Genomic DNA, 14,093 nt, shown 5'->3' on the forward strand with positions numbered 1-14,093 from the left:
TAATAAGCTTGCAGTTATACCTGCTGGCGAGTGCCCACTCTCCCTTTTCTATCAAGATTCGTTACGAAATTGTCCCCTCAGAGTTTGGAGGGCTACCCGAAACCATTAAAGGAAATCACCGGTCTCGAAAACTCATCACGATCCGGCTACTACCTGGTCACTCAATGCGTCATAAAGCGAATTCAAATTCACGCTGTGCAAAAACTCTTCGGCGATGGTGCTCATCTCATCGGATTTGAGTACCAGTGCGTTATTGGCGTTGTGTGCCTGACGCAAGTAGTTATCCTTAACAGATTCCTGAAACTCGGAAGAGCTATCTATTTCAAGCATTATGGCATGCAGCTCTTCTGGTGAGGATGGGGCATGAGCGCCATAGCTGTGTTTTTGCCAGCCCTCCACATCAGCATCGGCCCAGCAATAGGTTAAGCAACCGCCTTTCGAGTGTGTCAATCCATAGAGATAATGACTGAAGGCCTGCTGAATCGCTTTCCTGCAGTTGTCTCGTAAATTTCCCACAAGAACATTCTCCCTGAGTGAAAGCTTAAGGGTTTCCAGAATGGCTTCGTACCTGCTTAGGATAACAGACCTTTTTTTCTGATATTCTTCTTCCAGAGTTCGATCTCGCAGACGATCCGGGACTTTGTTGCGATCTCTTAGCAACGCTGCAAGAGTGTTTTGGAGTTGCTTTTCTGTTGCCTGCACTTGATTGAGTCTTTCCAATAAATGCTTCAGGTCTGGACGGTTCTCAGCGAGTTGTTGTAACAGGGCATCGACCTTTTCATTTAACAGTGTATCGTCCCAGGAATTGCCCCAGGAAGGCTGCCCCAAGATAATCACCGGACGATGATTCGCCTTGCCCGAGATTGACTTCACAAAGGCAGGATGGCGCAGCAGCATCCGATCTATACATGGAACGCCCTCAGGTTCGTCCGTCCAGTCTTTTTTTACAGATGAGCTGATAATTTGATCTTCCAGAGATCGTGAAAAACCATCATGACAATGAGAGACCAGCGAGGTCCTGACTTTTCCCCACCGGGGGTTTTCATAAGCCCGCTGCCATAGCCCGCAATTTTTTTCTCTGGACAGAAATACCCTATAGAACTTTTTCAGGCATTGGTCGGCTGCAACCTTCATTTCATCGATACCTTGCAGACGCACTAATAGCTCATGGTGCTCACGGAAATCTGCATGATTTCTAAAAAAGGTCGGCACACTATCCAGCCAACCCGATGTCAAAGCCTTTTGGGCAAAGTCAATAACCGGGGGCCTGGTCAGGTCACTGTTTATCAGAATTTTCACCATTGAAAACAACCAATGTATAGGGTTTTCTTTGCCCTGAACAATCATTTTTGAGTGCAATATCCTGAGTGGTTCAGTGACTTGGTCTTCATCACTGTCAGACAAGATTTGTTTGACTGCCTCCGACATCGGTCTTCTGTAGGTATTTAAATCCCTGTCAGACACAAGACCGACCAGACCTTTCTCTTCAAAGCTCAATGCTTCTGTCTCCAGCGACTCCAGGATTAAGACACCCATGGAAAAACCGGTTAAATCTTTTCTGTTCCAAAGGTTCACTACCATTTTGGCAATGCTTAGATGGGCTGCAGGCAATTCACAGCCTGTCTCAAGAGCTTTGTCCAGTTCTTCAGGACTTATGCCACAGGCTTTGGCCAGGGTTTGCTGTTGTGCCAGATCAGCACTCTTCATAAGACCCTGCAGGAGATTGCTTTTCTTCTTTAACTCAGTGCCAGAACCAGAGAACCTTTTGATGGGCTGGAAGTCAGGCAGAATTTCTGTTATTACGCCAGGCCTCCCGCCCAAATCCGCTGACGTCCAGGTTTGGCCGCTATCCGTGGAATACTCTGCAAAGGCGTGGACATTGTTAACCATTTGTCGGCATGGAATCCCAAAATAACGACAAAAAGCAATAAAAACAGGTACACGATGACGACAGCTCCCCTGCCGCCGGGTTACGAGGAAGTGAAAGAAATTTTGATTGTGCCCGGATGCAGCAGCGCCGGAAAACTCTGTGCAATAGTCCCTGATTGCCCTAATCCGTTCCGTCGTGTCTTTGGCTGTTTTTATTCTCAGCAGGGGCTCCTGTATTTCGGTTGGTTGCAGGCTGATGTTCTCAAGCACTCCTTTCATTACTGTCTTCATAGCTGCGGAACAGCGGGCGTCAAGACGTTTTGATGCGTTTGATCGGACTTCTTCGGTAGAAGTTTTTTTGTCTGGTTTTCGGGATTCTACGACATAAGCAAATCGAATACTCTGGTTGGCTCTGGCCCCCGGAACAAACACTGTATGAAGCCCGGTATATCGGTCTCTGACCAGGGTAAATGGCAATTCGGGTGTTATGCGCAGGGCCACTATATAGTCATCAGGCTTCAGGCTGGGCAAGGTATAGCGACCATTCCTCGGTGTACAGTCAAAGGTCCCCAGCGTTTGTTTGCTGGCTAATGTCACTGGCTGGTCATGTTCTGGTAAGAGGGCAGGTATGATGACTTCGGCCCCCTGTATGTGTCTGTCATTGATGCTGATCGCTTCGACTTCGCCCTCAGGAGACACATAAATATCTTCTGCCCACCATCGATACAGCTCGATAGAAGGGTAATTCTGATGAAAAATTATATAATCGATATGCCGTAACTCACCCAGGTTCTTATAGTCAGTGATATGGTCCAATGTCGGAGTCTGAGCTACAAGGGCTTGCGGATTGCATTTTTCAGGCGCTTTATTTGCAGGCTGTGGCTCATGGTTCGGTCTCTGACCCAATGCCGGAGCCTGTACCTCGTGGACTTGTGGCATGTCTTCTGCGGGAGCCTTATCACCGCCAACAGCTGATGCCTGGTTGCTAAAATCGTCAGTCAAATGATTCAGCAGAGCACTGATCTGAAGCCAGAACCCGGGCCAACATTGAACTTCATCGTCTTTCCACGCGCTTATCCGCTGATCAGCCGCCTGAAGATAAGGCTGGTTAGCTGTCATTTTCAGCGTTTGTTTCTCTTCTGCCGTCAGGGGAAATACGCTGGCAGCGTCAACGCCCGTCTGGTCAAACAGACGGTCGAACCAGCATCGCTGCCAGTGTCGGTACAGTGCCCGGGTGAGAATATCGTCGGACTCATTCGGCTTCAGGGAAAGACCAGATGCCTGCCACCTGACCTGAGCCACCCTCGTAATGATTTCCTTTTTGGTTTGCTCTACAGAAAGATCAGTGTTGATACAAATTTCATGGTTTGTTTCATCAATACTGTTGCGATCGCTGCCTCGTATCAACCACGGGCGATCGATCCTGGGGACCTTTTCGTTGAACCATTGGCAAAGTCCGGAATCAAGCTCATTTTTACCCATGGCAAGCGTTGCTGACCTGGGCAGTTTGTCCAGTGATAGGTTGGCGGCCATCAGATAAAGCCGGTAGTGCTGATTGAGGCATTGATGAACGGCTTTTTCGGTATAATCGCCTCCTCTCTTAACAGCCATGGCGACATTCTGTAAATCGCGACTGGTCGGCTGTAACGGCAGGTTTTTCCGTTGCAGGCAGGCCCTTAAAAGACAATGTTTTTCTGTTAGCTTTTTAGCGACGAATTTCCCTTTTGAGGACTCTGGCAACACTTTCCCGGCAATGTTCTGCAATTCTGCCGAGTTATACTGGCGGATCGGCAAATGTCGAAAACGCCCTTTGAGCGCCGGTGATAAGGGTTTTCGTCCGCTGTATTCTGGCGGGTTGATGGTGGCGAACAGGTGGAAGCCCGGATGAGCATCGCCGGCCAGAATATCGTTCAACTCACCTTCCAGGTGCTGGCTGTCGATCAGGTTCATTTCTGAAATCACCACGATGCCGCCTTCGACTTTTGCTTTCTGGATCGCTTCACACACTTTATCCCAGGAACAATCACAGGCATTCAGGAGAAATATCTCTGGCATGGTTTCTCCCTTTTTCTCAGCCTGCTGTTTGACACTGTTGATCATCAGATTCAGCGTCGCATCCTTACCCCGCCCGGCCGGGCCCTGAATCAGGGTCGCCTGACGGCCGCCGTGTTTTATCTCGCGATGATTAGCCTGCTGACAGCGACTTAAATCCTGTCCCAGCCCTTGTACCAGCTCAATGACTGCTGATCCGGAGGTATCAAACTCAGGTCGGAATTCTTTGGTGAATGCTTCGAAGTCCCGCTGAATATCTGGCAGGGTGTGGTTATGAACTTTGTTGCGCAGGGTGTTGTCCAGTGGGTAACGGGCGGCAAACCAGATTTCCAGTGCCGAAAGGGCATCCTGTTGAGTCTCGCTGATTTCGGGACCCAGTAGATCCCGGAAACTTTGCCGGATCAAACTGTTCATTTGCTCACAGCTAACACTCTCTCCTTCGGATAACGCACGATCCAGATACCAGCCCACCCAACTGCAGATATCGGTTAAATCCCTGGGGGTAAACTCATGCTCGGGCAACAGCTCCTGATAATATTGCCACAGTGCCATCACGCTCCCGGTAGCATCGGGTAGAATTTTGTTTATTTGAGGTCCTGTCAGATGCCGTTGTAACTGATTGACCAGCGCCGGTTCCACCACTCTGTCCCGAAGGAAAGCCTGGTCCAGACGTGGGTAGTAAGCTCTGGGCAGTTTCTCCTTCAGCGCCTGGTCAAGCTGGCGTCCGGAGTAATGATCCGGGTTGCCGGTCAGGATTACCCGGTGTTTTGCGCTGACTTTGACAGGATGAGCATTCACATAAATGCAGGGTTCCGGTTCCCACAAGCCGTTCAATGACGCCAGCAATCCGGCTTTGGCCAGGTTAGCCTCATCCAGCACCAGGGTTATATAGTTTCCTCCAACATAGCCTTCATCTTTGTCGGATTCGGTATTGGCCCATTCCATCAATGCCCGGTTTTGCTGCGTCATAGAGCGGTCGCCGTCAGCGTGTTCTTGCCACTGCCAGCGTTTCATCAGGGTCTGTTCGCTGTCAGAAGGTCCAAGGGAAATGACCCAGGCCTGTCCTGAAGCCTTTGCCATTTTGGCGGAAAAGTAGCTTTTCCCGGTGCCGGTTTCCCCTTCAAGAAAGATAACGGGAGAGTCTGCAAGACGGTCATGGAGTCGGGATAATCGACGACTTTCACGATCCTTCTGACCTGTCTCGCCGTGATAAAGATCATGGGCCATTGCTGACAGGAGTTGATCAGTGGAACCCGGCCATTGCATTGATTGAGACAGTCGTTTTTCTATGCGTTCAATGCGTTCTGCGACGGGATTCTCTGTGACATATTCTCCCCTGGCAATGTGGAAACAATCGCTGGCCAGAGCCTGAATAACATCGGATCGGGTCTGACCTGATGGAAGCTTTAGCTGCCAGCCAGAAGCCAGTGCATCCTGTAAACGTTTGATCTGTCTTGATGGCCTGATGGCTAACGCTGGACATTGCCTTGTTGCCTCCGGAGGGACTTGCAACTGGTACGCTATTGCCTGTCGCTGTGCTTCAGGCCCATGGGCCACGATCAGGGCACAGAGCCTGTTGAACACTTCTTTTTTATCCCACGTAAAAAATGGTTTTTCATAGGACAGATAAAATGTTTCATTAAATGCAGCCGGGTCAAAGGCTCTGGTCAGTGACCACAGGTTCCGCGTCACAAACGCTCTATCCAACTGCCGGGTACTGTTGATGATGGCCGCTAACTGATCCGGGTCTGCTGTGGCAGCCTGATCCTCATCCGGTAGTAACTCCCTGCAAGCCCATTTCATAAAATCACGTACTGACGGATTCTGCCGGGTGCCATGGGTGATGACACTATTGATAGCCTTGCGCCAGTGGCGGGGTAAAAGCTGCAGGGAGTGGTCAACCTGCTGTGCTCGTCGGGCGGCCAGTATCAGGTTATGCAACAACCCTTTGGTCATTTCAGGCAGAGGGTTAGATAGTTTGTCTGGCACGGTTGCAAACGCTTCGTAAAGCTTATCAAGCGCTTGCTCTGGCAGCTGGGACCGGGGGATATTATGCTGGTCGGCATTGATATCCCAGAGATCGATTTCGGGGCAGGGTTTACCCGTGGCAAGCTTCGAACGAAAGACTGGCGATGGGCTTTTGGCAGACTCAGGCCAGAGCAGGGTGATATGGGCCTGCGGGTAGGCCTGTAATTGGCCATTCACCAGCAGAGGCTGTCCTGCAAACAGAGGTTCCAGCAGCTGCTGAAGGGTTGGATTACTTTCGAGTCCCAGGAATACCACCGGCCTGCCAGCGGTTAATGCTTTCTGCAACCCACTCTCACGTTGTCCAAAATGGGCCTTTTGCTCCGAGGTGATATGGATATTATCAAACAGCTGGCTGAAGCCGGTCTGTCCATTGATCTGGATGACCAGAGCTGTCCCACAGTGACGGTTGATCCAATGACTGGCCTGGGCAGGTTGTCGATATGTGACTGCCTCAAAAGCATTGTGATCTCTGACTTTTTTCTGTAGCTGAGGGCTTTCGGACAAAGGGCCCTCATCGTTTTTTGCTAATCCCAGGGCTTCCGGCTGCTGTTGCGAATGAGCCACCTGAAGTCGCGGCTCCAGGCCGCTTGTCTCACGAATAGTCTTACGAATTGTCCGCAGTGAACCCAGCAAACGAAACCAGGCTGCCTCAGTGAGGGGAGAGGTTAGGGTGACTGTCCCACCCGCCTGAACCTGTTCCAACAGACGGGTGTTAGGCACGGCATAGCCTGCCGGGGTAATGGCAATCGGGCTCAGCCAATCGTTGAGGTTACTCTGGTTAATGATGATCGGATTTTCTGATGAATGATCAGAGCAGGACAGACTTTGGAACAGTGAATGAAGCTCGTCCTTCTCTACCGGCATCTGATAAAACTGAACATCGTCGGGTAATGAACAGATCTTCCCATTGCTCTCAAAGCATTGTTGCGCCAGCATTTGCCGAATCGTCTGTTCAAAGGCCAGGTCCTGCCAGTCGGCCCCTTTCAGAATCACCCGTTGTCCAGCCCTTAATGACTCAAGCCTGCCGGGGATGTGCCGGATTCGTCCCTGTTGATCCACCCCGGGGCCACCCAGCAGCAACTGCCGCCAGTTGCTGTGTAAGTGACAGTCAATTAGAAGGGTATTGTCGTCGTCCATAGCGCTTTCGGCAGAAGGGAGTTCAGCCAATACCGGAGGAACCGCGTCGATTTTCATCGATGGCTCATTGCTGGTTTTTGCGTCAAATTGCCAGGTATTGTCTGGTCGATTAATTCGTCGCCAGAAGTCAGCTCCCGGTGCGTCGTCACGCTGGCCTACCGATGCCAACTGTTCAGGACCTGCCACGACCAATAGAGAAACATGCTCGCCCAGAGTGCGTTTCGTCTGGCTGACTGCGTCATACAAACAAGGGTTATCCGGGTCCAGAAGATCGTTAAATTTAGGCAGTTCATCGCTGGTGAGCTTTCGGATATCCATTATCAGGGTGAATGGCTTTGAACCTTCAAACAACTTGCCTGAACCCAGAGTGTGGCGACCATCGTCGGAAATGCACAACCGGTTCACCAGGCTGGCCTGTGAGAGGTCATCGGGGTGGGAAATAAGTGTGACATCGCGATGCGCATCGCAGGTTTGGGCAACCAAAAGCTGTCGAACCTCATTATCATTGGCGACAAAACGAAAATCGAAGGCATGAGGGGACTTTTGTGAGGCTACAGCTCTCGCCTTGTCAGGCGTCATAATCTGAGATGACGATAGATTAAGTTGGTCACTGAAATCAGTGCAAACAGCTTTAACCGTAGGCGATAAGTCCAAATCCAGCCTTGGCCTCTTGGCTGGCACGTCACTACCCGGAACGGGTTTGTTGATTTCTCTACCAATCTGACCATCCATAATCAATCTTTCTCCCGGAGGACTGCTTGAAGTTGTTTAATCGTTTGACCTTCAGACAGGAGAAAAGTTCTATTTGGAGGGTTACCCGAAACCAGTAAAGGAAATCACTGGTCTCGAAAAATGCATTATGACCAAACAATTAACAAGTATTCAGTGACTCACAAAGCGAATTCAAATTCACACTGTGCAAAAACTCTTGGCAATTTTTGTCAGCTCACGGGGTTTGAGCATCAGGGTGTTGCTGGCGTTTTAAACCTGCTTTAAAAGACGTCAAAAATTGCGTTCATGGTAAATACATAATATATACTTTGTTAGTATCAAACAAAGTGAGAGTTGCCCATGTCAAAACAATCTGTTTTCACCATGAAAATTGATTCTGAGCTCAGAGCTGATTTCATTGCAGAAAGCGAGGCTATTCACCGGCCTGCATCGCAGGTAGTCAGGGAGCTAATGAGAGAATTTATTGAACGTCAAAAAAAAGCTCGCGAATATGATGAATACTTGCAAGCCAAGGTAAATGCAGGAAGAAAGTCCATGAATGCCGGTAATGGTCGGGATAATCATGAAGTTGAAGCGGAATTTGCAGCGCTTCGCGCAAACGCAGCAAATCGTTCATGAGAGTAATTTGGACACCTGAAGCCAGTCAAGACCGTATGGATATTTGGGATTACTTGGTTGCTAAAAACTCGCAAGCGGCGATAGATATGGATGAACGATTCAGTGAAGCCGCCGAAATTCTGGGCACTCATCCGATGTCTGGCCATCGGGGGAAAATATCAGGGACACGTGAACTGATCCCGCATGAGCACTATCGGCTTGTTTATGAAATAGCGGCTGATACAGTCTGGGTACTGGCATTGGTACATACTTCCAGACTGTGGCAATCCGACAATGGTGGCTGTACTTGACATCCTCCCCGCCGTAAAGAGGGTGTCGCAAAACTCTCTACAGCTTGGGAACGAGGTGATCTCAAAACATCCGCCGCACGATTTACTCCGAAAGTGTCAACTTGCAGCCATCCCGTTCCCTCGCTCTGAGGCTGTCGCAAAACTCTGGTTCCCGCCTTCACCCCCGTCATTCCCAACTTCATTCTCGTCATTCCCGATTTCATTCCCGTCATTCCCGATTTCATTCCCGTCATTCCCGATTTCATTCCCGTCATTCCCGATTTCATTCCCGTCATTCCCGCGAAGGCGGGAATCCAGCGCCAAAGGTGGATCTCTGCCTTCTCGGGGATGACAAGGCCAGGGGGACACCGGGCAGTATGGTTCTGGTGGAGAGTCAGTGTGGATTCCCGCCTTCGCGGGAATGACGAGAATGAAGCCGGCAATGACGGGAGTCAACGCGTTCCCACGCCGGAGAGAGTTTTGCAACACCCTCGCTTCTGCGTGGGAATGCATACCTCCCCTGAAAAGCCTACTCTGCAGCGCGAGATGGGTATGGGTTCCTGCGCTGGGACCCAAAGGCCTGAAAGCATGGGAGCCAGAGTTTTGCGACAGCCTCCCAAAGTACGTGGTTTTGCGCTTATTCGATAATCACCGCAAAAAATAGTTCATTCGTTCAAGTACAATTCAGCCATCCCATCCAGACGACTTTTGACTTCTTTCCAGTGCGGCATAACTTGTTTCAGTAAACGCCAGAAGCGCTCACTGTGGTTATGTTCAGCAATATGGCACAGCTCATGGAGTACGACATAATCAATGCATTCCTTTGGGGCTTTCACCAGATGAGGGTTGAGTAGTAGTGAACCTTTTGCAGAGCAGCTACCCCATTGTTTCTGCATCTTCATAATGCGGAAACCGGGGATGTTTGTGACCCATGTAGCTTGAGGCAGCAAGTGGTTTAAGCGCTCCTGAAAAATGATCTCCGCCCGGTATTTATACCAGTCTTGAAGCAGCCCTTTGACTAGCTTGCCTTTATTGCTACCAAACCGTGGCAGTGTGACCAGCAGCTTTCCTCGATCCATCTTTACAGAAGCCGTTGACTCTTTATCTTCCACTACTTTCAGTACATAACGTTTGCCGAGGTAAAAGGTCATTTCGCCACTGATATACTGTTTGTCCTGCACGAACTTTTGATGACTTCTGAACTCTATCAGGGCATTCCATATCCATTTTGAACGTTTAAGGACCGCCTCATGAATGTCGGAGTTCACCGCATCATCAGGGGCAGTGACTAGCACCTGGCAGTCGGGGTGAACACGGATACTGATCTTTCGTTTCTTTCCCTCAGGGTGAGGCTTTCTGACAACCTCATAGGATACAGCTTCATCTCCATAGACAAAGCTGTACTCTTCCCTGGAACGTTCATCGGAACAGACGGATGCCATTATTTGTTAAGTCCTGACAAACCTGACCGTGTGATTTGCACGACATCCGTAATCAATGCCTGAGCCTTATCAATCCCGATATCACCAAACAGCAGTGGCAGAAGGCCAATAGTAATTTGGTTCTCGATTTCCTGTGGGTTAATGCTGAACTCGGCAACAGACTTCCTGACCACTTCATCAATTTTCAATGCATGCTCAAAGCACTGAGCTTCCGATGGAGTATCGTGACCGTCAGGAGGTAGTTGTTCACCCAGGTGCTTCAGGAACAACCCGTAATACGCCTGAACCTGCTGCCTGATCTGGGATTCCAGAGATTCAAACCGATCTGCTGGAATGCTTGCAACTCTACGCTCTTTCACCTGCTGCTCAAAGTCAGCAAAGATCAGGTACTGCTTCACCGGAGCGTCGAACATAGCCTTGGTTTGCTGAATGGCTTTCTTAAGCAGTTTGGAGAAATACTCCTGTGCATACGGGTCATCAGCCAGATCCTGATCAATCATCTTGCTAATGCGGCCAGTAATCTTATCTTTCTGGTTCCGGGCTTCGTCGTCGGACATTTCCTCAGGCTTGGCGCTTTTGCCCATGTTGCCAACCAGATAAACGCCTTCAGACTCCCTGACTTCAACGCCGCCAATATGCTTATCCAGCAATGCCCGGATATCTTCTGTGTAGTCATCGTAATCGACGGTTTCTTCTGCATCCTCCCGCACTTGCTTACGCAGTTGCGACATCATCTTCAGCGTATCTTTGTAATGCTGGCGGGTAGTGGTATAGGTCCCGGGAAATAGCAGGTCAAAACTTTTGTCTTCAAAGTAAGTGGCAGATTGCAGTGCAACCTTCATGCAGTTGGCAAATGCGGTGAGTGCCGTATAAAAATCATCCCGTTTTTTCAGATGGGTATCCGTAAGCTGTCCATCAACGGTGTCAATCCTGGGAGCCAGTGCTTGTCGTAAAGCCTGTCCATCCTGCTTGTTCTTGACGCTATCGAAAATAGCCCACAGATCAGCATACAAACTCGGTAGTTTTTTATATTCGGTGTCCATGCGGTTATAGAGACCTTTCAGGTCATCTATATCAAAGCCGCCCTGAGTGCGTTCCGCCAGATTTTGGTACTTTTCAATGGTGGCATCCAGCTCTTTGAGAATGCCCCTGTAGTCGATCAGATATCCAAACTGCTTTTTGCTATGAAGGCGGTTAACCCTTGCGATGGCTTGAATCAGGTTGTGTTGCTTCAGCGGCTTGTCGACATAGAGCACCGTGTTTTTTGGCTCATCAAAACCCGTGAGGAGCTTATCCACCACAATCATAATGTCTGGCCCATCTTCCTCACCAAACTCTGCAATGATTTTCTTGGTATAGGCTTTCTCATCCTGACTGCCAACGGTTTCTTTCCACCAGTTCTGCACCAGATCGGTACTTTCCTGATCAACACAGTCGTGCCCCTCACGGGTATCCGGTGGTGACATGGCAACAACAGAAGTGACCTTGCCAATCTCATCCAGCAATCTTTTGTATTGAATGGCTGAAGCCTTGGAGTCGCAGGCAAGCTGGCCTTTTAACCCCTGCTGCTTAAAGTTTTGGAAGTGGTCGGAAATATCATGGGCAATCAACTCAATCCGACCTTCAGTCTGATAAATCTGCCCCTTTTGAGCAAATTTCTTTTTCAGGTCTGAACGTTGTTTTTCGGTCAGCTTCTCGGTGATTCGATCAAACCACGCATCAATGGCTTTATCATTGGTAGAAAGTTCAGGAATACGCTCTTCATACAACAATGGTGTTACAGTGCCATCTTCTACTGCCTGCTGCATGGTGTAAGAGTGGATGATCCTGCCGAACTTATTTTCAGTTTTGTCATCTTGCAGCAAAGGTGTGCCAGTGAAGGCAATATACGCCGCCTTGGGTAAGGTTTGCTGCATGCGGATATTGTTTTCACCATTCTGGCTCCGGTGCCCTTCATCAACCAGCACAATGATATCCGGGCTGTCGTTGTAGCAATCCGGTAGTTTGATGGCTGTCCCGAACTTATCAATGATGGAGAAAATGATTCGCTCATTGCCCTTACCAATTTGTTCGGCCAGCCGCTTGCCAGTGGTTGCCATGGCATCTTTTTTATCTTTGCCGGAGAGAGCACCGCCAGAGGCAAAAGTACGGGCAAGCTGATCTTCCAAATCAACCCGATCTGTTACCACCACAACCCGACACTTCGCCAGTTCAGGCAACCAGATCAGTGCTTTGGACAGAAAGACCATGGTGAAGGACTTACCAGAGCCTGTGGTATGCCAGATCACACCACCATTACGTGCTCCCCGTCGTTCACCCGGTAAAGAGTCATCAAAGGAGGTAATGCGTTTGACCAGTGCTTTAATACCAAATACTTGCTGGTAACGGGCAACAATCTTGCCTGCTTTTTTATCGAACAGGGTAAACAGCAGGGTGAGTTCTAACAGCCGGTCTGGGCGCAGCATGGAAATCAATAAACGGTCTTGGTCAGTTACTACCAGGTCGCCACCGGAAGTCAGAGAAAGAAATTCAGTCTTTACCTTCTCTGGTCTGTGGGCAAACAAGGCTTTAATCTGAACTTCTGACAGAGGCTTGTTTTTCAATTGAGCAAACTCTGCCTCAGGGATCTCTTCCTCTTTCCACTTCGCCCAAAATTTTGCCGGTGTGCCACAGGTGCCATAAAGTCCATCGCTGCCATTGATAGACAGTAATAACTGGCTGTATGCAAACAGGTGTGGAATTTCACCCACCTTTTGGTTGCGAATATTCTGCGAAATCCCTTCTGCAACCGTCGGTTTGCCAGTAGTCGAAGCATCGGGGCGTTTCGCTTCAATCACCACCCATGGCAAACCATTGACGAAACAGACAATATCTGGAATTCGCTTGCCTGTACCTTGACTGTTCTCAACGTCTAGTTCTTCAGTGAAGTGGTAAACGTTATTTTCCGGGTGCTCCCAGTCAATAATCTGAATGGTTGGGTTGGCTTTTTTACCCTCTATGAATTCAGTAACACCGATGCCGTAGGTCAGGGCGTTATAGAGCTTCTCATTGGCGGCTCTCAACCCTTCGTTCATGGCTGGGTTGGAAAGTTCCTGTACGATTTTGTCGATAGCGGCTGGGGAAAGTGGGTGCTCTTTTCCCATAAAACAAAATGTTTTTTTGGCCAAAATACCACGAAGTACCGATGGCAAAGTGACCGCAGAGAGGCTGCCACGTTGAGCAACACATTGTGTGGGAGCAATAAACTCGTAGTCTAAATTGCTCAAGAGGGTTAGTGCAGGGATTTTGGCACTCTGCTCTTCCTTAAAGTTAGCAAGGTTTTGCATTACAACTTTCCTATCCCTGACTTATAACTGCACAGGCAACTGATATGAAATCAATAAAATAAATTGCTGAGGCTATGCCTACGATAAAAATGCATATCATCATTGAGAGGGGAACTTTATCTCTCCAAAAACTAAAGTGTTTTTGCTCATCTATCCATTTAATTTGCTGCTCCCAAAAGAATTTGTAGTGAGCAAACCAACCACTGAACAGTATCTGCTTGGAAATGCTTGCTGCAGAGTACTTTTCCCTCAGGGCATCAAAAGTTTGAATATGGGCTGCATAATCGATCGGATCTTCACTTTTAACAGTAAAATAAAGCTTCTTTAGGTCATCAAATATTCTGGTTAGCTCAACCGCTCTGGTGAGATAATTCTCTTTGTCATGGTTATAAAAGGCAATATATAGTCCAAGAACGCCCAGTACAACAAAGGTTGAAGACAAGAAATCAGTTGGAAGACCATCGAAGGCTAAGGAGTAGATACCGAAGGTGATAGAAATGAACCCTATCAAATTTGGGAAAAAATCTACAATTTCATATGTTGAAAAATGCTTCTTTGCTCCAAACCCTACATTGTAAGCAGTCTCGGCTATCACTCTTAAAAAGTCATCCTTATCCATT

7 protein-coding genes are annotated in these 14,093 nt (G+C 48.8%); 2 read left to right on the forward strand and 5 right to left on the reverse strand.

The genetic code is table 11. The features are described 5' to 3' along the window. Positions 1-135 precede the first annotated feature (135 nt). The gene (locus tag ACO6V5_RS23335; RefSeq protein ID WP_422409596.1) at positions 136-7,818 is read right to left on the reverse strand and encodes an AAA family ATPase; all 7,683 of its coding nucleotides are present in this window, start codon (positions 7,816-7,818) and stop codon (positions 136-138) included. 339 nt (positions 7,819-8,157) lie between these two features. Between ACO6V5_RS23335 and ACO6V5_RS23340 the strand changes: the two genes are divergently transcribed. Continuing rightward, positions 8,158-8,436 (forward strand): CopG family ribbon-helix-helix protein, encoded by a 279-nt coding sequence (locus tag ACO6V5_RS23340; RefSeq protein WP_422135355.1) that lies wholly within the window; start codon positions 8,158-8,160, stop codon positions 8,434-8,436. Then, positions 8,433-8,726, forward strand: a complete 294-nt coding sequence (locus ACO6V5_RS23345) for a type II toxin-antitoxin system RelE/ParE family toxin (protein WP_422135354.1) — start codon at positions 8,433-8,435, stop codon at positions 8,724-8,726. The genes ACO6V5_RS23340 and ACO6V5_RS23345 overlap by 4 nt, the downstream gene beginning before the upstream one ends. A gap of 96 nt (positions 8,727-8,822) precedes the next feature. Here ACO6V5_RS23345 and ACO6V5_RS23350 read toward each other — a convergent pair whose 3' ends face one another. The 4 genes from ACO6V5_RS23350 to ACO6V5_RS23365 all read right to left on the reverse strand — a co-directional run bounded on the left by ACO6V5_RS23350 (position 8,823) and on the right by ACO6V5_RS23365 (position 14,092). After that, complete coding sequence (locus ACO6V5_RS23350) at positions 8,823-9,161, reverse strand: hypothetical protein (RefSeq protein WP_422492180.1); 339 nt, start codon at positions 9,159-9,161, stop codon at positions 8,823-8,825. A 209-nt stretch (positions 9,162-9,370) separates the two neighbouring features. Beyond that, entirely contained in the window at positions 9,371-10,147 is a 777-nt protein-coding gene (locus ACO6V5_RS23355; RefSeq protein WP_422135352.1) for a M48 family metallopeptidase, read from the reverse strand. After that, positions 10,147-13,473, reverse strand: a complete 3,327-nt coding sequence (locus tag ACO6V5_RS23360) for a type I restriction endonuclease subunit R (RefSeq protein WP_422409589.1) — start codon at positions 13,471-13,473, stop codon at positions 10,147-10,149. Before ACO6V5_RS23360 ends, ACO6V5_RS23355 begins: the two co-directional genes overlap by 1 nt. A 10-nt stretch (positions 13,474-13,483) precedes the next feature. Then, the gene (locus tag ACO6V5_RS23365; protein ID WP_422409587.1) at positions 13,484-14,092 is read right to left on the reverse strand and encodes an SLATT domain-containing protein; all 609 of its coding nucleotides are present in this window, start codon (positions 14,090-14,092) and stop codon (positions 13,484-13,486) included. Position 14,093: the final 1 nt, after the last annotated feature.

This window comes from Endozoicomonas sp. ALD068, from assembly GCF_049310145.1.
In the GTDB taxonomy this organism is placed as follows: Bacteria; Pseudomonadota; Gammaproteobacteria; order Pseudomonadales; family Endozoicomonadaceae; genus Endozoicomonas_A.